This window comes from Nonomuraea mesophila, from assembly GCF_004352805.1.
Taxonomy (GTDB): domain Bacteria; phylum Actinomycetota; class Actinomycetes; order Streptosporangiales; family Streptosporangiaceae; genus Nonomuraea; species Nonomuraea longispora.
The window spans coordinates 1-16,787 of the sequence record NZ_SMLD01000189.1 but is presented as its reverse complement, the minus strand read 5'-3'; the positions used below and the strand labels follow the sequence as shown (position 1 = coordinate 16,787).

At 71.3% G+C, this 16,787-nt stretch carries 21 protein-coding genes; 8 read left to right on the top strand and 13 right to left on the bottom strand.

Annotation, left to right across the window (positions count from 1 at the left end; all coding sequences use genetic code 11):
- The 6 genes from E1295_RS50430 to E1295_RS41080 all read right to left on the bottom strand — a co-directional run.
- Positions 1 to 1,241: TcpE family conjugal transfer membrane protein (locus E1295_RS50430; protein ID WP_246080987.1), on the bottom strand; the 1,241-nt coding region annotated here is incomplete at its 3' end.
- Between the two features lie 53 nt (positions 1,242 to 1,294).
- Positions 1,295 to 1,540: a hypothetical protein gene (locus E1295_RS41100; RefSeq protein ID WP_132512273.1), complete on the bottom strand. Its 246-nt coding sequence runs from the start codon at positions 1,538 to 1,540 to the stop codon at positions 1,295 to 1,297.
- A gap of 80 nt (positions 1,541 to 1,620) precedes the next feature.
- Entirely contained in the window at positions 1,621 to 2,397 is a 777-nt protein-coding gene (locus E1295_RS41095; RefSeq protein WP_246080985.1) for a conjugal transfer protein, read from the bottom strand.
- A gap of 569 nt (positions 2,398 to 2,966) precedes the next feature.
- The gene (locus E1295_RS41090; RefSeq protein ID WP_132639593.1) at positions 2,967 to 3,266 is read right to left on the bottom strand and encodes a hypothetical protein; all 300 of its coding nucleotides are present in this window, start codon (positions 3,264 to 3,266) and stop codon (positions 2,967 to 2,969) included.
- A gap of 116 nt (positions 3,267 to 3,382) precedes the next feature.
- Positions 3,383 to 4,459, bottom strand: coding sequence for a redox-regulated ATPase YchF (ychF, locus tag E1295_RS41085; RefSeq protein WP_132639591.1), 1,077 nt, complete (start codon positions 4,457 to 4,459; stop codon positions 3,383 to 3,385).
- Positions 4,460 to 4,470: 11 nt separating this feature from the next.
- Positions 4,471 to 5,196, bottom strand: a complete 726-nt coding sequence (locus E1295_RS41080) for a hypothetical protein (protein WP_132639588.1) — start codon at positions 5,194 to 5,196, stop codon at positions 4,471 to 4,473.
- A gap of 96 nt (positions 5,197 to 5,292) precedes the next feature.
- On the opposite strand from E1295_RS41080, the gene E1295_RS41075 reads away from it, so the two are divergent.
- A complete protein-coding gene (locus E1295_RS41075) occupies positions 5,293 to 6,564 on the top strand; it encodes a DNA recombination protein RmuC (protein ID WP_132639586.1) in 1,272 nt (423 codons plus the stop codon).
- Positions 6,565 to 6,578: 14 nt separating this feature from the next.
- Positions 6,579 to 7,088, top strand: a complete 510-nt coding sequence (locus E1295_RS41070) for a DUF6542 domain-containing protein (RefSeq protein ID WP_132639584.1) — start codon at positions 6,579 to 6,581, stop codon at positions 7,086 to 7,088.
- Between the two features lie 37 nt (positions 7,089 to 7,125).
- Here E1295_RS41070 and E1295_RS41065 read toward each other — a convergent pair whose 3' ends face one another.
- Both E1295_RS41065 and E1295_RS52705 read right to left on the bottom strand, forming a co-directional pair.
- A complete protein-coding gene (locus E1295_RS41065) occupies positions 7,126 to 8,091 on the bottom strand; it encodes a 4-hydroxy-3-methylbut-2-enyl diphosphate reductase (protein ID WP_132639582.1) in 966 nt (321 codons plus the stop codon).
- Positions 8,092 to 8,520: 429 nt separating this feature from the next.
- A complete protein-coding gene (locus E1295_RS52705) occupies positions 8,521 to 9,003 on the bottom strand; it encodes a hypothetical protein (protein ID WP_425465395.1) in 483 nt (160 codons plus the stop codon).
- Positions 9,004 to 9,116: 113 nt separating this feature from the next.
- Here E1295_RS52705 and E1295_RS52815 point away from each other — a divergent pair, with 113 nt between their 5' ends.
- Together E1295_RS52815 and xseA are read left to right on the top strand one after the other, a co-directional pair.
- The gene (locus E1295_RS52815) at positions 9,117 to 9,260 is read left to right on the top strand and encodes a DUF8129 domain-containing protein (protein WP_484214005.1); all 144 of its coding nucleotides are present in this window, start codon (positions 9,117 to 9,119) and stop codon (positions 9,258 to 9,260) included.
- A gap of 58 nt (positions 9,261 to 9,318) precedes the next feature.
- Complete coding sequence (xseA, locus tag E1295_RS41055) at positions 9,319 to 10,542, top strand: exodeoxyribonuclease VII large subunit (protein WP_132639580.1); 1,224 nt, start codon at positions 9,319 to 9,321, stop codon at positions 10,540 to 10,542.
- Between the two features lie 21 nt (positions 10,543 to 10,563).
- Here the strand turns inward: xseA and E1295_RS41050 are convergent, their stop codons facing one another.
- The gene (locus E1295_RS41050; RefSeq protein WP_220449143.1) at positions 10,564 to 11,193 is read right to left on the bottom strand and encodes a TetR/AcrR family transcriptional regulator; all 630 of its coding nucleotides are present in this window, start codon (positions 11,191 to 11,193) and stop codon (positions 10,564 to 10,566) included.
- A gap of 84 nt (positions 11,194 to 11,277) precedes the next feature.
- On the opposite strand from E1295_RS41050, the gene E1295_RS41045 reads away from it, so the two are divergent.
- Complete coding sequence (locus E1295_RS41045; RefSeq protein ID WP_166427662.1) at positions 11,278 to 11,688, top strand: nitroreductase family deazaflavin-dependent oxidoreductase; 411 nt, start codon at positions 11,278 to 11,280, stop codon at positions 11,686 to 11,688.
- Positions 11,689 to 11,821: 133 nt separating this feature from the next.
- Here E1295_RS41045 and E1295_RS41040 read toward each other — a convergent pair whose 3' ends face one another.
- The 3 genes from E1295_RS41040 to E1295_RS41030 are packed head-to-tail and all read right to left on the bottom strand — an operon-like array spanning position 11,822 to position 13,272.
- Positions 11,822 to 12,070, bottom strand: coding sequence for an exodeoxyribonuclease VII small subunit (locus tag E1295_RS41040; protein WP_132639574.1), 249 nt, complete (start codon positions 12,068 to 12,070; stop codon positions 11,822 to 11,824).
- Between the two features lie 51 nt (positions 12,071 to 12,121).
- On the bottom strand, positions 12,122 to 12,652 hold the full coding sequence (locus tag E1295_RS41035) for a DUF4245 domain-containing protein (RefSeq protein ID WP_132639572.1): 531 nt from the start codon (positions 12,650 to 12,652) through the stop codon (positions 12,122 to 12,124).
- Between the two features lie 11 nt (positions 12,653 to 12,663).
- Complete coding sequence (locus tag E1295_RS41030) at positions 12,664 to 13,272, bottom strand: TetR/AcrR family transcriptional regulator (RefSeq protein ID WP_132639570.1); 609 nt, start codon at positions 13,270 to 13,272, stop codon at positions 12,664 to 12,666.
- 229 nt (positions 13,273 to 13,501) lie between these two features.
- Here E1295_RS41030 and glpX point away from each other — a divergent pair, with 229 nt between their 5' ends.
- Positions 13,502 to 14,536: a class II fructose-bisphosphatase gene (gene glpX / locus E1295_RS41025; RefSeq protein ID WP_132639566.1), complete on the top strand. Its 1,035-nt coding sequence runs from the start codon at positions 13,502 to 13,504 to the stop codon at positions 14,534 to 14,536.
- 102 nt (positions 14,537 to 14,638) lie between these two features.
- Here the strand turns inward: glpX and E1295_RS41020 are convergent, their stop codons facing one another.
- On the bottom strand, positions 14,639 to 15,289 hold the full coding sequence (locus E1295_RS41020; protein ID WP_166427661.1) for a DUF1707 SHOCT-like domain-containing protein: 651 nt from the start codon (positions 15,287 to 15,289) through the stop codon (positions 14,639 to 14,641).
- A gap of 188 nt (positions 15,290 to 15,477) precedes the next feature.
- On the opposite strand from E1295_RS41020, the gene E1295_RS41015 reads away from it, so the two are divergent.
- On the top strand, positions 15,478 to 16,167 hold the full coding sequence (locus E1295_RS41015; RefSeq protein ID WP_166427660.1) for a DUF998 domain-containing protein: 690 nt from the start codon (positions 15,478 to 15,480) through the stop codon (positions 16,165 to 16,167).
- Positions 16,168 to 16,192: 25 nt separating this feature from the next.
- Positions 16,193 to 16,787: MFS transporter (locus E1295_RS41010; protein ID WP_166427659.1), on the top strand; the 595-nt coding region annotated here is incomplete at its 3' end.

Here is a 16,787-nt window from a genome sequence, read left to right as displayed (position 1 = left end):
GGTTTGGCGTCGGGGTTGAGCGGGGGCCAGATGCGTTGGGTGCCCGTCAGCACCAGAGCGGGCCCGAGCCGGGGCGGCTGGCCCTTCCTGTGCTGGTCGCGGGCGACCTCGTCCTCGCGGCGCCCGTCGTCCTCACGCGGCTCCCCGTCGAGGCGGGTGTCGTCGCGGGCACCGTCGCGGGTGTCGTCGCGGGCACCGTCGCGAGCACCGTCGCGGGCGTCGTGGGGGGTGTCGTCGCGGGCGTGGCGGGCATTGTCGCGGGCGTGCCCGGCCGAGGCGGGCTCCGGCGGAGCGGCGGGCGCGTCGGCGCTCGCCGCGAGTTTCCTCAGCCTGCGCAGCGCCTCGGTGTCGATGGGCTTGCCGGCGACGGGCTTGCGGCTCTCCGCCGTCTTGATCGGCACGACCGCGTCCCGCGCGGCGCGTACCTCGGCGTCTCTGTCCGTGGTGCGCCTGTCGCCGGGCTGCGTCGCGTCGGCGGGGCCGTGCGCGGCGTGCGGCACGGGCGAGCGGTCCTGACGGTGTTCGGCGCCGCCTGAGAGGCCCTTCTCGCGCCGGACCACGCCTCCTGACCTGGTGGCCGACGTGGTGGCCGACGTGGTGGCCGACGTGGTGGCCGACGTGGTGGCCGACGTGGTGGCGCGTACCGGGGACGGGGTCGCCTGCTGCGCCTGAGCCTTGAGCGCCGGCGCGGTGCCGCGGCGCGTGCCCCAGCCGGGACGCGCGCCCGGCTGCTCGGCCACGGGGGCCTGCGCGGCGGCGGCAGCGGCGGCGGCCACGGCGGGCCGCACCTGGCGGGGCCCGGTGATCCGCTGGCCCGCGCGCCTGCGCTGCGTCTGCCGGGCCTTGCCGGCCTTCTTCGCCTTGACCCTGGCGGGAGTGGCACGCCAGACCCGGCCGGAGAACGTGATGGTCTCGGGCTCGGCGCCGGGCGCGAGGCGGTACCAGGCCCTGGGCTGACCGAGGTAGCGCAGCTGGGACTCCAGCAGCTCGGTGAGCCGCTTGCCCTCGATGACGGGACGGGTGGACAACCACGTGACGATCCCGGGTGGTACGAGGAACAGCACGTGCCACGGCATCTCCACCGGCACGCCCACCAGGACCAGCAGAAGCGACCACGGAACGAACACCCCGACGAAGACGCCGATCCAGACGATCGGCAGCGGCATCGGCAGGCGCAGGTCGTACAGCTTGTACAGCCGCTTCTCTATTCGCCAGATGTTCGTGTACGTGGGCAGGTCCACACGGCCCTCCTCTCGCCCGCTCGTTCATGACCGCCGGGGAGCGGTCTCAACCCTTACGTGATGCCCAGTGCGCCCGCGATCGCCTTCGCCGTCACCTCGATGATGTTGGGAACGTAGAAGATCACTCCGATGGCCACGGCCAGGATGAGGAACTGCACGAAGCGCGTGATCTCGCGGGTGAAGAGGAAGAACAGCGCGACCACGGAGACGACGACCAGGAACAACGGCGCGAAGAACGCGCGCAGGAAGTCGGCGAGCCCTCCGGTGTCGATGCCGGTCGGCACCGGAGTCGGTGTCATCTCGATCAAGGTGAACAGTACGGTCTTCAAGGTCACTTCTTGTCCTCCCGGGGGGTACCGATCAGCAGCGTGGCCGTGCCCTAATCAGCGACCCGGCCGGCGCCGCGGATGTCGGCGACGAACCACTTGTCGCCCTGCTTCTCGACGGTCAGGCGGTAGGCCTGCTCCAGATGTCCGCCGGCCGTAGCGGGATCGGTGGAGTCGGGAGTGGGCGGGACGTCACCGTTGGGCACCGTCCACACCACGACCGCCTGGATCTCTCTGGTGGCACCCCCCACAGGCACCACGACTTCCTTGAGCTCTGCGAAGGTGAAGGCGCCGCCGAAGCTCGGCAGGCTCTTGCCGGCGGCGACGTAGCGCTGCAGCCCGGCGGTGTCGCCGTCGGCGTAGTCCTTGAAGAAGCCCTCCAGCTGCGGCTTGAGCTCGGCCGCCGCCGCGTCGTCGGTCTCCGGCTTGGCCACCTGCGGCAGGTCGGCCGGGGCCGGGGCGGGCAGGATCGCCGGACGCCCCGAGACGACGAACCTCTCTCCGGCGTCGTCGCCGGAGTAGTAGATCGGTACGGACAACAACATCCGGCGCGGGCCGGACTGGAAGGCGACGCTCACCACGGCGTTGTTGGCGTCGCTCGCCTTGAGGTCGTAGGCCTGGATGGCGACGGCCGCCAGCTTGCCGAACCCGTCCCAGCCCATTTGCGCGTCCATGCCCTGGGCCAGGAACGCGGCGAGTTTGCTGGACCTGCTCGTCGCGTCGTCGGGGTTGAAATTCAGATAGACGCCCGCGAACTGGGCGGCGAATGCCATGCCGCGCTCGGCGGGGAATCCGTGGTGCTCCTGGACCGCGCCATTGGGCGCGGCCACCTCTTGCTGCGTGAACCTCTCAAATGGGGCACGAATCCCGTTCACCACGATAACCAGAATAAGTGCCCAGAGAATGATGCGGCCGGTCCATACCAGCCACCGTCCGCCGCCGCCCGACCAGCCACCGCGCCGCGGCCGTCGAGGCGGCGGCGCGTCGAAGTCGTCTGTGTCGAGGCGCGCGGAAAGCTCGGGCTCGCCAGCGATCCGAGGATCGTGCTGGACGGTAGACCTACGAGCCATCACGCCTCCGCTCGCGCCGATCCCCCCGGCTGGCGCGGTGTCGTCCGTTGCCGATCCCCATCATCCGCGGTGAAGTAGTCACCCTATCCGGTCTCCGCCATTGTTCCAGGAAAGCCACGCCCATGCTGCGGCATGACCGTCCTGACGGCAAACCGGGCCCTCATGACAGGGCCCAGACCCGATTCCAGTGAGTTCCCGGCGGAAACGGCTATTGACCAGGCCAAACGCCTAAAATCGCATAGCGCGGCGGCCACGGATTGCTGTCCAAATCGCGCAAGGACTCTCGCGACCTGCGGATTCGGCATAGGTCACGAACGGAGGCTCGTGCGTCAGGCAGGCTCAGGCCCCTGGGACGGGCGCGAGCGCCGCCTGCTCTCCAGGTCGACGACCGCCGGCCGCACGGCCCGCTCCAGGGAGCCCCGGAGCTCCGCCAGCATGCCCGCGGGGTCCTGCTCGCGCATGCGGCTGGCCATCTCGTTGCGCTCGTCGACCTTCCTGCGCAGGTAGGCCTCGCGATTGACCCGCAGGCCGTACATGAGCTCGACCCTGATCAGGGCCAGCTCCTCCTCAAGGCTGATACCCGTGAGCGCGGGCGCGGGGCGTCGTTTCCGGATGATGCGACGGATCATGAGGGTCTCCCGAGTCAGCGTGGACGCCGTGACGATTCGACGCGCGGGAGCCCGCGGAGGTTGACGCATCAGTCGTCCCGGGATCAGACGTCCATTCCTTTCCCTGGACCTCCCGGTCAGACGTTGAAGCGGAACTCCACCACGTCGCCGTCGCGCATGACGTAGTCCTTGCCCTCGATGCGGGCCTTGCCCGCGGCCCTGGCGTTGGCGATGGAACCCGCCTCGACCAGATCGTCGAAGGAGACGACCTCGGCCTTGATGAAGCCGCGTTGGAAGTCGGTGTGGATCACGCCGGCCGCCTCGGGAGCCGTGGCGCCCTTGCGGATCGTCCAGGCCCGCGACTCCTTCGGGCCGGCCGTCAGGTAGGTCTGCAGGCCGAGCGTCTCGAAGCCGACCCTGGCCAGCTGGCGCAGCCCCGACTCCTCCTGCCCGACCGACTGCAGCAGCTCCAGCGCCTCCTCCTCGTCGAGCTCGACCAGCTCGGACTCGATCTTGGCGTCGAGGAAGACCGCCTCGGCCGGCGCGACCAGCGTCGACAGCTGCTCCCTGAGCGCGGAGTCGGCCAGCTCGTCGGAGTCGAGGTTGAACACGTAGAGGAAGGGCTTGGCCGTCAGCAGGTGCAGCTCGCGCAGCTCGTCGCGGTCGAGACCGCTCTCGAAGATGGTCTTGCCGGTCTCCAGCACCCGGAGGGCGCCCTCTGCGGCCTCCAGCGCGACCTTCTTGTCCTTGTTGTTGCGCGCTTCCTTCTGCAGGCGCGGGACGGCCTTCTCGACCGTCTGGAGGTCGGCCATGATCAGCTCGGTGTTGATCGTCTCGATGTCGCGCTTGGGCGAGATCTCGCCGTCGACATGCGTGACGTCGGGGTCGTTGAAGACCCTGATCACCTGGCAGATCGCGTCGGTGTCGCGGATGTTGGAGAGGAACTGGTTGCCCCGGCCCTGCCCCTCGGAAGCCCCCTTGACCAGCCCCGCGATGTCGACGAACTCGACCTTGGCGGGCAGGATGCGGGCCGAGCCGAAGATCTCGGCCAGCTTGGGCAGGCGGTCGTCGGGCACGCCCACGATGCCCACGTTGGGCTCGATGGTGGCGAACGGGTAGTTCGCCGCGAGCGCGTTGCCGGACTTGGTCAGCGCGTTGAAGAGCGTGGACTTACCGACGTTGGGCAGGCCGACGATACCGATGGAGAGACTCACGGACGTCGAGTTTACTGGCTCAGCACGTCCAGACAGGTCACCGGGCGCGGGGCGGAGTCCGAGCGCAGATAGCGCTCGGAGCGCTCAGGACACTGCTTCGCGGCCGTCTCGAACGACACCACCCTGGCCCACGCCCGTGCCGAGCCGCAGGGCACGCGGGTGACGTCGGAGCGGTCGACCACCCGGCCGGCCGGCCGCGCCACGCACGCGCCCCGGTCGAGCACCTGACCTCCCCGGCCCAGGCAGACCGTACGCGAGCCGCCGGGGACGGTGTCCAGGGTGCCCTCGGGGCAGGCGGCGGCGTCGCGCGTGATCGCGACGGCCCTGCCGTACCAGCCGGGCCGGGCGCACGGCTGCTCACGGCCGTCGATCGCCACGCAGTCACCCGGCCTGAGCAGGCCGCCGCCACCGCCGGGGGCTCCGGGGTGGGGGTCGAGGAAGTTGCGTACGCACGCCGTACGGCCTGGCCCCACGCGCAGGACGTCGTCGGTGTCCGCAGGGCAGTCGCCGGGCCCCGGCGGGTCCGGAGCGACGGCCACCACCTCGGAGACGCCGCCGTTGCACGGGGTCAGCGCGAAGTCGCCGGTGACACAGGCGCCAGGCGACCAGCGCAGCGGGGCGGGCCCCGGCGCGCTCTCAGGCCCGGAGCCCGCGCCCGCGATGACCGCTCCGGCCAGCGCGACCAACACGCCCGCGATCGATACGCCGACCACCACCTGCTTCCCGAGCGTGTCCATCTCACTACTCTCGGCGATGCCGGATGTGGCGCACAAGCGGAACGCCCAAGCGTGTCGGGAGGAACCGCGCCCCGCGCTCCTGCAATCATCGCTGAAGTGGATGTCATCTCGCTTCTCACGGGTCTCGCCGCCGGGCTGCTCATCGGATTCCTCGTCGCCAGGACACGAGCGGCGGTGCGGGTGGCCGAGGCCGACGCGCGCGCCAGGTCCGCGGCGGAGAAGGTGGTCTACGTGGAGGAGCAGCTCGCCGAGCGTTTCCAGGCGCTGTCCACGCGGGCGCTCGACGTCAACAACGTACGTTTCCTGGAACTGGCCGAGACCAGGCTCGCCGCCAGCCGCGCCGAGGCCACCGGTGACCTGGAGCAGCGCAGGCAGGCCGTCGAGCACCTGGTCGAGCCGCTGAAGGACGCCCTGTCACGGGTCGAGTCGCAGCTGCGCGACACCGAGTCGGGCCAGCGCGCCGCCCGTGCGGAGCTGGCCAAGCAGATGGAGTTCGTACGCCAGAGCCACGAGCAGCTACGCACCCAGACCACCTCCCTGGTCAGGGCCCTGCAGCGGCCCGAGGCACGCGGCCGGTGGGGTGAGCTCCAGCTGCGCAGGGTCGCCGAGATCGCCGGGATGCAGCGCTACTGCGACTTCGACGAACAGGTCGCCGAGGGCTCCATGCGGCCCGACATGGTCGTCAGGCTGGCCGGCGGCAAGAACGTCGTGGTCGACTCCAAGGTGTCGCTGGCGGCCTATCTGGAGGCCGCGGAGGCGTCCGACGAGTCGCTCGCGACGGTCCGGCTCGACGCGCACGCCCGGCACGTACGCGAGCACGTCGACCGGCTGGCCGCCAAGTCCTACTGGCAGGGGTTCAACCCGTCGCCCGAGTTCGTCGTGCTGTTCATCCCCGGCGAGGCGTTCCTGGCGCCCGCGCTCGAACGCGACCCCGGGCTGCTGGAGTACGCCATGGCGCGGCGCGTGCACATCGCCACGCCGACGACGCTGATCACGATGCTGCGCACCGCGCACTACGCCTGGCAGCAGGCGGCGCTCAGCCAGAACGCGCGGGCGGTGTTCGAGCTGGGCAAGGAGCTCTACGAACGGCTCTCGACCCTGGGCAGGAACGTCGACTCCCTCGGCAGGGCGCTGACGCGGGCCGTGGAGGCGTACAACAAGTCGGTCGGATCGCTCGAAAGCCGCGTGCTGGTCACGGCGCGCAAGCTGCACGACCTGGGCGTCGTCGACGGTGACCTCGACTCCCCCGAGATGCTCGAAGGCCTGCCCAGGCCCCTCGCCTCCCCCGAACTGCTCGAGACCGCATCTCAGCCAACCTCGTCACTGATTTCGCACCCGAACGGTAAGTTGGCCAACGGGTCGCAGTAGACGGGGGTGGGCCAGTGGCTGGGAAAGGCAGGCGTTCGGCGGTCAGGCTGACCGCGCGCGGCGCCATCGCGCTCTCCCTGGTCGCCACCCTGGCCGGCTATGTGCTGACCGCCCTGCTCGACGTCCCCCACGTGGTGGGCGCCGCGTTCGTGCTGGCCAGCCTGCTGGGCGTGCTGCTGGTCAACCGGCGCGAGCTGCTGTCGCTGGTGGTGACGCCCCCGCTGGTGTTCTTCTGCGCCACGCTCTTCGTCGAGCTCGGGCGGGCGTTCGGCTCGGTGTCGATCGTGCAGTCGCTGGCGCTCGGGCTCTACACCTCGCTGACGCGGGGAGCGCCGTGGTTGTTCGCCGGCTCGGCCGCCGTGCTGGGCGTCGCGTGGCGGCGCGGGCTGCGCGGCAACGTACGCGAGCTGCGCGAGGAGCTGAAGGCGGGCGCCGAGGTGCAGCGCCCGCGCCAGCCGTTCGTGCCCGAGCCCGAAGGCTATTTCGAGCCGAAGGTGTACGGCACCCCGCGCGGCGACGACTGAAACAGCTCACCGGGGGCGCCGTTCGCCGCGCGGCGGGTCAGGAGGCCCGCAGGTCCTTACGGAGCTCGTGGGGCAGCGAGAAGCGCATGCGCTCGTCGACCGGCTGCACCTCGCTCACGTCGCCGAACCCGTGCTCGGCCAGCCGCGCCAGCACGCCGTCCACCAGCTCTTCGGGGACGGAAGCGCCGCTGGTCACGCCGACCGTGGTGACGCCGTCGAGCCACTCGTCACGGATGAACGTGGCGTCGTCGACGAGGTAGGAGGCCTCGGCGCCGTAGTCCTTCGCCACCTCGACCAGCCGCTTGGAGTTGGACGAGTTCTCCGAGCCGACCACGATGACCAGCTGCGAGTCGGCCGCGATCTCCTTGACCGCGACCTGGCGGTTCTGGGTGGCGTAGCAGATGTCGTCGCTCGGCGGGTCGATCAGCGTGGGGAAGCGCTCCTTGAGCCGGGCGACCGTCTCGGTGGTCTCGTCGACCGACAGCGTGGTCTGCGACAGCCACACGAGCTTGCTCGGGTCCTTCACCTGCACCTTGTCGACCGCGTCGAGCCCGTCGACCAGCTGGATGTTGTCGGGTGCCTCGCCGGAGGTGCCCTCGACCTCCTCGTGGCCCTCGTGCCCGATCAGCAGAATGTCGTAGTCCTGCCCCGCGAACCGCTTCGCCTCGTTGTGCACCTTGGTGACCAGCGGGCAGGTGGCGTCGATGGTGCGCAGCCGGCGGCTTCTGGCCTCCTCGTGCACGACGGGCGCGACGCCGTGGGCGGAGAACACGACGATCTCCCCCTCCGGCACCTCCTCGGTCTCCTCGACGAAGATGGCGCCCCTGGCTTCGAGGGTCTTGACGACGTGGGTGTTGTGGACGATCTGCTTGCGCACGTAAATCGGCGCACCATACTGCTCCAAAGCCTTCTCGACCGCTACCACGGCTCGATCGACTCCGGCGCAGTAGCCACGCGGCTTGGCCACGAGGACTCGGCGGGAAGTGGGGGTCTGGGGCTCCATACTTCCTATGCTACGTGGAGCGGCCGGTTGGCCCGCGCGTGCGTGGCCGCCCGCGGTTTGCCACACTGGCCGTCCACTACTGACCTCCCAGGGAGACGTACATGTCCCTCAGCGACGTGATACGCAACATCGCCAAGACCGTGACCAACAAGGACGAACTCAAGGAGAGGGCCAAGGACCTGCCTCTTCTCGTCACCCAGACCGCGCTCAGCGCCGCCGGGCAGGCGATGCTGCTCGTCGACCGGGTGAAGAACTCCATCAGGGGGCAGGGTGAGAAGGAGGAGCAGAACTCCAGCCCCGCCGCCGACCAGCTCGCCGCGCCCGCCGTGCAGGACGAGGAGAAGCCCGCCCGCAAGGAGCCGGTCATCTTCGCCCCGCGCCCCGGGTCCGCCGAGCCCAACGGCACCGGCACCGGCAAGCCCGACCCGGTCATCTTCGCCCCGGCCGGCAAGACGGAGCCCGCCACCGCCGAGCCCGCCGAGCCCGCCGAAGCGAAGACCACGGAAGCCAAGGCCGCGCAGGCACCGGTCGCGCCCGCGAAGCCGGAAACCGCCGAGCCCACCACGGAGCCCACTGCCGGGCCCGTCGCCGAAACCGCTGCCGAAACCGCTGCCGATACCACTGCCGAAACCACTGCCGGGCCCGTCGCCGAGACCGGGCCCGCGGCCACGGAGGAGGCCGCGGCCAAGCCGGCCGTCGCCGATGAAGCGGGGGCCGTTGAGAAGCCGGCCGCCGCCGCGAAGGCCGCGCCGAAGCCGAGGGCGACGCGGGCCAAGCCGAAGGCCGACGACAAGCCCGCCGCACGCAAGCCCGCCGCGAAGAAGCCCGCCACCAGGAAGTCCGCCGCCAAGGAGCCCGCCGCCGCAACCGAGCCCGCCGCAACCGAGCCCGCCGCAACCGAGCCCGCCGCAACCGAGCCCGCCGCAACCGAGCCCGCCGCAACCGAGCCGGCCGCCGCTGCCGAGCCCGGTGCGGCCGGTGCGACGGACCTGGCCGAGCCGCTGCCCGGCTACGCGGAGCTGACCGTGGCCTCCCTTCGCGCGCGGATGCGCGGCAAGACCGCCGAGCAGATCAGCGCCTTCCTGGCCTACGAGCGGGCGACGACGGGCCGGGCCGAGGTCATCCGCATGTTCGAGAACCGCCTGGCCAAGCTGCAGGCCGGAGAATAGAGGGAAGAAACGTTCGACCCGCGGGGAAGCGAGCTTCCCCGCCCCGTAGTCTTCCGTCATGGCCTCGAAGACCTCACCCGAGTCGCCCTTGCCGATCCGCACCGTTCTGCAGATGGTGGGCGGCTGGATCGGCAGGCTCGGCACCGTCTGGGTGGAGGGCCAGATCACCGACCTGAGCGCCCGCGGCGGCACGGTGTTCATGACCTTGCGCGACCCGGTCGCCAACGTGTCGGCCAGGGTGACCGCCCCTCGCGGGGTCTATGAGGCGGCCATGCCGCGGCCGGCCGACGGCGCCCGGGTGGTCGTGCACGTCAAGCCCGACTTCTGGGTCAACAGGGGTTCGTTCGCCTTCACCGCGATGGAGATCCGCCCGGTCGGCGTGGGCGAGCTGCTGGCCAGGCTCGAACGCCTCAGGCAGCTGCTGGCCGCCGAAGGGCTGTTCAACGCCGACAGGAAGCGGCGGCTGCCGTTCCTGCCCGGCACGATCGGGCTCATCTGCGGCCGCGACTCGGCGGCCGAGCGCGACGTGCTGGAGAACTCCCGCAGGCGCTGGCCCGCCGTGCGCTTCAAGGTCGAGGAGGTGGCCGTCCAGGGGCCGTACGCGGTGGGCGAAGTGACCGAGGCGCTGGGCAGGCTCGACGCCGACTCCGACGTCGACGTGATCGTCATCGCGCGGGGCGGCGGCTCTCTGGAGGACCTGCTGCCGTTCTCCGACGAGACGCTCGTGCGCGTGGTGGCCTCGTGCCGCACCCCCGTGGTGAGCGCGATCGGCCACGAGCAGGACAGCCCGCTGCTCGACCTGGTGGCCGACGTACGCGCCTCCACTCCCACCGACGCGGCCAAGAAGGTCGTGCCTGACGTCGGCGAGCAGCTCACGCTGGTGCGCCAGCTGCGCGACCGGGGCCGGCGGGTGCTGAGCGGCTGGCTCGACCGCGAGATGTCATGGCTGACGTCCGTACGCTCGCGGCCGTCGCTGGCGGATCCCGTACGCGAACTCGAACGCAGGGCCGAGCAGGTGGACGCGCTGCGCGAGCGCGCCAGGCGGTCGTTGACCGGCTCGCTCGACCGGGCGTCCGACGACCTCACCCATCTGCGCGCCCGGCTGGTCGCGTTGTCGCCGGCGGCCACGCTGGAGCGCGGCTACGCCATCGTGCAGCATCCGTCGGGCGACGTGGTACGCCGGGCGAAGGACGTCTCCCCTGGCACCGTGCTGACGATCCGGCTCACGGACGACCGCCTGACCGTGCGCGCCGAGGAGCCCGGGGACGCGGGCGGCGCGTGACCCCCGGCGGCGTGTCCACGGCTACCGCTCGTCTCCGGCAGTGACGCCGTAGCCGCGGGTGACGACCGTGGCCAGCCCGGCCAGCCCGGTCTTGATCTGTTCGATCGTCATGCCGCGTTCGTCGTGCTGGAAGGCGATCAGGCGGGCGTTGACGGGCGCGAGGAGCGCGTCGGCCAGGAACGCCTGGTCGGCCTCGGGGCAGGCCTCGTCGAGCAGCGTCGCCAGGTGGATGTGGTACACCCGGTACGGCCCGCTGTACCGCATGGCCTTGCCGCACTTCTCCAGCTGGGCGAACAGCCCCTGCTGGGCCACCACCCGGTCGACCAGGGCGTCCAGGAACGCGGTGACCCGTTCGCGGGCGGGGGCGCCGGGCCCGAGCGGCGGCGGCCCGGCGAGGAACGCCTCCTGGAAGCGCCGCTCCTGCTCGTCGATCAGCGCGAGGACGAGCCCGGCGCGGTCGCCGAAGCGCCGGTAGACCGTGCCGACGCCGACACCGGCGACGCGGGCCACCTCGTCGAGCGAGATGTCGTCCGCGCCCTGCTCGTCGATCATCCTGGCGGCCACCTCGATGATCTTCCGCCGGTTGCGAGCCGCGTCGGCCCGTTCGGGCTGGGGCTGCCCGATCACGGGCAGGATTCGGCGTCCGCACACGGTGGGCAGCATACCTCTGGTAAACGGAGAACTCTCCGGTTACTCTACTGACCGGAGAATTCTCCGGATACTGTGAGGGCCGTGATGAACGATTTCAACAAGCAGGTCATCGACGAGTTCCGCGCCAACGAGGGGCGGGTCGGGGGCATGTTTGAAAAGGCACACCTGCTGCTGCTCACCACCACCGGCGCGAGGAGCGGCAAGCCGTCGACCTCCCCACTGATGTACCTGCCCGACGGCGACCGCCAGGTCGTCATCGCGTCCGCGGGCGGCGGTGACCGGCATCCCGCGTGGTTCCACAACCTGCGCGCCCACCCCAAGGTCACGGTCGAGGTCGGCTCGGAGACGTTCGAGGCCGAGGCCGTGGCCGTGGAAGGCGAGGAACGCGACCAGCTCTATGCCCGGATGGTGGCGCAGGCACCCCAGTTCGCCGAGTACGAGGCCAAGACCACCCGGCGCATCCCCGTGGTCGCCCTCGTACGCGCCGGCTCCTGAACGCCGGCTGCTGAACGCCGGCTGCTGAACACGGCGGGCCCGCGGGGCAGGGGGGCACCGCGGGCCCGCCGGAGCTCCACGGCGACCGGCGACCGGGCCGCACCCCGCGGCCCGCACCGGGCCGGCCTGCCGGTCAGAAGGGGGCGTCGTCGGCGTCGCCCGGGGTGGGGCCCGAGGTGGGGTCAGAGCGGCGGGCCATGGCCGCGGCCAGCTTGACCCGGGCCCCCTGCAGCCACTCCTCGCAGACGGCGGCCAGCTTCTCGCCCCGCTCCCAGAGCTCGATCGACTGCTCCAGGGTGAGCCCGCCCGTCTCCAGGCGGCGCACCACCTCCGTCAGCTCCTCGCGGGCCTGCTCGTATGAGGGTGCCTTCTCGTCTGCCACGGCACCACCCTAGACGCGGCGGGACGTGCCCGGGCGCAGCCGGCCGGGGTGTCAGCCCTGGGGGCGCTGCTGCAGGACGGAGGCCAGCTGGGCCAGCTCGGGCCAGTCGGCGGTGCCGGTGATCACCAGGGTGACGTCGGGCAACATCCGCACCAGGGTGCGCTGGTTCTTGTCCTCGCGGAAGCGCCGCTCCCACGTGGCCCCGCCGATCTCCTGCGTGCCCACGGCCTTGTCGCTGTTGGCCATGCGGCTGGCGAACCCGGCGGCCGGCTTCTCGTCGCTCTGCGCGAACATCGCGTGCTCCCGCTGGGCGGTCGCGTAACCGAGGAAGAGGACCTTGGCGGCGCCGTTGCCGGCGGCGATCCTGTTGCTGTTGGGCACCCATCCGGCCGGGTCGTTCCGCGGGGCCCACACGCCGTAGGGCACCTCGTGGCCGAAGTTGGCGACGGTGATCGAGTATTCGACCCGCGGGATGTGCTCATCGCGGCTCTGCGGGGTGACCAGCAGGAAAATCCCGGCTCCGACCACGCAGACCAGCAGGGCTACCGCGTAGCCGTAGAAACCTTCGGTGAACCGTCGCACACTTGGCGAGGTTACCCGCTGGACCGGCCGGTCACCGAAGTGGCCGGGCGGATGCGGCCGATGATGGCGAGGGCGTCCTCGGCCAGGTCGCGATCGCCGGTGCGGACGACCTCGGAGACGGCCGCGGCCAGCGCGCCCGTGATCACCACGACGAGCGCGCCCTCGTCGTCGAACAGGGTCGCGTTGAGCTGGGCCCACTTGCGCAGCCGGTCGCGCATGATGACGTCGAAGCCGGGCGGTCCGTCGCCGCGCAGGAACAGCGCGGCCAGCTCGCGCTCCTCCAGGCAGCCCTCCAGGTAGGCGCGGGCGGCGCTGACGAACACCCGCATCGGGTCGGTCTCGCCGGCGGCGCGGGCCTCGCGCGCGGCCAGCTTGGTGCGCTGCGACAGCCCGGCCTGGAACTCCTCCCACAACGTGAGGTAGAGGTCGGCCTTGCCGGAGAAGTGGTGGTAGAGGCTGCCCACGCTGGCCTCCGCCCTGGCCACCACGTCGGTCACGCCCGCGTCGGCGAAGCCCTTGGAGACGAAGACCTCCCTGGCTGCGGCGAGCAGTGAGCTGCGTGTGGCCGCGCCCCGCTCGGACGTGCGCGACTGGGCCACCACGTTTTCCACATCGCTCATTCGGATCTCCTCCACTGCGAGCGCCGTCCTGCTTCACGGCGGAGGCGGGACTTCCGTTGAGGGACCCGGTCTCCGATGTGCAGGGCGACCATGTCGAAGCTTACAGAGGTCGCCTCCGCCCCGCTTCTGGGCAGAGAAGCAGGGCCGGCAGGGCAGGTTATCCCGTCCTGGGCGGGAATAAGGCGGCAACTACGATCGACGTAGATGTTCCACGAGGAGGCCACGCATCATGTCCGACGACACGTCCGTACCGGCCCGGCTCGCCACGGGCGAGCACGCCCCCGATCGCAACCTGGCGATGGAGCTCGTCCGGGTCACGGAGGCCGCCGCGATGGCGGCGGCCCGCTGGGTCGGCCGGGGAGACAAGAACGGCGCCGACGGCGCGGCGGTCAACGCCATGCGCCAGCTGATCAACACGGTGTCGATGAACGGCGTGGTGGTCATCGGCGAGGGCGAGAAGGACCACGCTCCGATGTTGTTCAACGGCGAGCAGGTCGGCGCGGGCAGCGGCCCCGCCTGTGACGTGGCCGTCGACCCCATCGACGGCACCCGGCTGACGGCGCTGGGCATGCCCGACGCGGTGTCGGTGATCGCCGTGAGCGAGCGCGGCTCGATGTACGACCCGTCCGCGGTGTTCTACATGGAGAAGCTGGTCACGGGCCCGGAGGCGGCCGACGTGGTCGACATCGAGGCCCCCGTGTCCGCGAACATCGGCGCGGTGGCCAAGGCCAAGCACTGCTCGCCGTCCGACGTGACCGTGGTGGTGCTCGACCGGCCCCGGCACGAGCAGATGGTCAAGGAGATCAGGGGGACCGGCGCCCGGATCAAGTTCATCACCGACGGCGACGTGGCCGGCGCGATCATGGCGGCCCGAGCCGGTACGAACATCGACCTCATGCTGGGCATCGGCGGCACCCCCGAGGGCATCGTGGCGGCGTGCGCGCTCAAGTGCCTGGGAGGCGTCATCCAGGGCCGGCTCTGGCCGCGTGACGACGCCGAGCGCAGCAAGGCCGTCAACGCCGGGCACGATCTCGGCCAGGTGCTCACCACCAACGACCTGGTCAAATCGGACGACGTGTTCTTCGCGGCGACCGGCATCACGCACGGCGAGCTCATGCGGGGCGTACGGTTCCGGGCCGGCTCGGCGGTGACGGAGTCACTGGTGATGCGCGGCCGGTCGGGGACGATCCGCAAGATCGAGAGCGAGCACCAGCTCTGGAAGTTGCGGGCGTACAGCGCGATCAACTTCGACACCGCGGGCTGAGCGCCGGACCGGGCGCGCGGGGACCGGGCGCGACGGACGCGCGGGCCGGACGCGCGGGACGGACGCGCGGGCGCCGGGCGGGACGGACGCGCCGTTGAGAGTTCAGCGGCGGCGTTTGCGGCGGGGCGGCTCCTTGACCTTGACCTCGCCGGCGAAGTTGGTCGTGCGCACCTCGACGACGGGCCCGCCCGGCTCGGTCGGCTGCTTGGTCAGCCGGACGGTCTTGTCCTTGGCGACCCTGATCACCTCGAGCCCTTCCGGCACGTGGATCTCCAGCCCGCCGAAGACGAGGGTGGCGTTGATGATGATGCGCCGGTTCTGCAGGATCGCGTCGCGGAAGTCGAGCTTCGTCGTGCCGAACATGGCGGTCACGGCGACCTCGGCGGGCACGACCCAGCGCCCGCCGCGCTGCTCCTTCTTGAAGATGGCCGACACCGGCCGGCCGTCGAGGTTGAGCGGTTGTTCCTCGGCGGGCAGCAGGTCGGCGGTGAGCGCGGCCAGCTCGCCGAGCGTGCGTGAGGAGTAGAGCACGCCGAGCCGTTCCTCCAGCTCTTCGAGGGAGAGCCGGCCGTCGGCGTGGGCGTCCTGGAGGACCTGGGCGATGCGCTCCCGGTCGGCGTCGGACGCGCGGAGCTCGTGCGGCTGCGGCGCGTCGCCGGGCGCCGGCCGGTGGCGGGCCGTCACCCATTCCTCGGCCAGCCGCTCTCCCACTTCCTGCAGCTTGGGCAACCACGATCCAGCGCGTTCGTTCACACTTCTGACGATATCCGGCGCCCGTGGGAAGCGCTCGCCCCGAACCGATCCATCTCAGCGGATTCGCGCCGGTGCGCGACGATCCTCTCGGGCACGTTCTCGTTCGTGTCGGCGTGGCGGGAAGCGGGTCGCGCGCGGAATCCGTACGTCTCCTCATCCGTTGATCGGTCGGAGGGAGGTGTGTGCGCGTGCATCAACCGGCGCGGTGGGGGCTCGGCGTGGCAGGGGCGGGCATCGCGGTCATCGTCGGCCTGGAGGTGTCCAGCCTCGACGAGCTGAACCCGATCAGGCGGACCATCAGCGAGCACGGCCTGGGCCCCGGTGGCTGGATCTTCGCCTGCGCGGTGGGTCTGCTGGCGGCGGGGTCCGTGGGCATCGGGGTGTCGCTGGCGCGCAGGAAGCTGGCGGGGGTCGCCGGCACCGTGTCGCTCATGGGGTGGAGCGTCGGCCTGTTCATGACGGCCTGGTTCGAGAAGCACGACTGGTCGGTGGGGCCGAGCGTGAGCGGGAGCATCCACCGGGTGGGCAGTTTCATGGCTTTCCTGTGCCTGCCGCTGGCGGTCGTGCTCATCACCGGGCCGTGGCGGCGTCGCGAGCGGTCGCGGGCCACGCTGGTGGCGTTCGGGTTCGGGGTGTGCTCGGTGTTGTGGGTGGCGGGCATCGCCACGATGGTGTTCATCGGCACGCGCAACGGCCTGCCGTGGTATCGGGTCATGCCTCTCGGGCTGGTGGAGCGCGGTCTGGCCGTCACGGAGGTGGCGGCGCTGCTGGCGCTTGGCGTGTGGGCGGCCACACCGGGGAACCGGTCGCTGGAAGCCGGATTGCGTGCTGGCGGAACGGCCGGATCTGCGGCTAACCTGACCCCGCCTCACGTTTGATCCACCCCCCGATCAGGAGGCCGCCGTGCCGTCCTCGCGTGATCGCCAGGCCCGGTTCGCCACGTACGTCGTCTACGCCGTGCAGGGCCTGTCCTTCGCCTCGCTGCTCATCCAGGTCGCCGCGCTGCAGGACAGGCACCGGCTCGACGAGGGCACGCTGACGCTGCTCCTCCTGATCGTCCCCGTGTTCGCGGGGGTCGGCAGCGTGGCGGCGGGCGCGTTCGCCGCCCGCCACGGCAGCAGGGTCCTGCTGCGGATCGCCCAGCCGGTGGTGGCCGCCGCCGTGGTGCTGGCGGGGCTCGCGCCGAGCGTGCCGCTGCTGGTGCCGGTGCTGCTGGTGTTCGGGGTGGCCGTGGGCGCGGTCGACGCGGGCATCAACATGCAGGGCGTGGCCGTCGAGCGCAGGTACGGCGTCCAGGTGCTGAACGGCTTCCACTGCGTGTGGAGCGCCTTCGGCATGGCGGGAGCGTTATGGGCGTCGGTGGCCGCCGGTCTCCCGCTGCCGCTCATCATGGCGATCCCGATGATCTTCGCGCTGGCCGGCTCCCTGTACGCGGGCCGCGACCTGTGCGCGCCGGAGGAGGAGAAGGCCCCGGCCGCCAGGGGAAACGGCCGGCGGG

What these genes read in the sequence shown, in the direction of transcription:
- E1295_RS41100 (WP_132512273.1), bottom strand. Translation starts at nt 1,540, where the DNA reads ATGACACCGACTCCGGTGCCGACCGGCATCGACACCGGAGGGCTCGCC.
- E1295_RS41090 (WP_132639593.1), bottom strand. Translation starts at nt 3,266, where the DNA reads ATGATCCGTCGCATCATCCGGAAACGACGCCCCGCGCCCGCGCTCACG.
- E1295_RS41080 (WP_132639588.1), bottom strand. Translation starts at nt 5,196, where the DNA reads ATGGACACGCTCGGGAAGCAGGTGGTGGTCGGCGTATCGATCGCGGGC.
- E1295_RS41065 (WP_132639582.1), bottom strand. Translation starts at nt 8,091, where the DNA reads ATGGAGCCCCAGACCCCCACTTCCCGCCGAGTCCTCGTGGCCAAGCCG.
- xseA (WP_132639580.1), top strand. Translation starts at nt 9,319, where the DNA reads ATGGCCTCGAAGACCTCACCCGAGTCGCCCTTGCCGATCCGCACCGTT.
- E1295_RS41045 (WP_166427662.1), top strand. Translation starts at nt 11,278, where the DNA reads ATGAACGATTTCAACAAGCAGGTCATCGACGAGTTCCGCGCCAACGAG.
- E1295_RS41030 (WP_132639570.1), bottom strand. Translation starts at nt 13,272, where the DNA reads ATGAGCGATGTGGAAAACGTGGTGGCCCAGTCGCGCACGTCCGAGCGG.
- glpX (WP_132639566.1), top strand. Translation starts at nt 13,502, where the DNA reads ATGTCCGACGACACGTCCGTACCGGCCCGGCTCGCCACGGGCGAGCAC.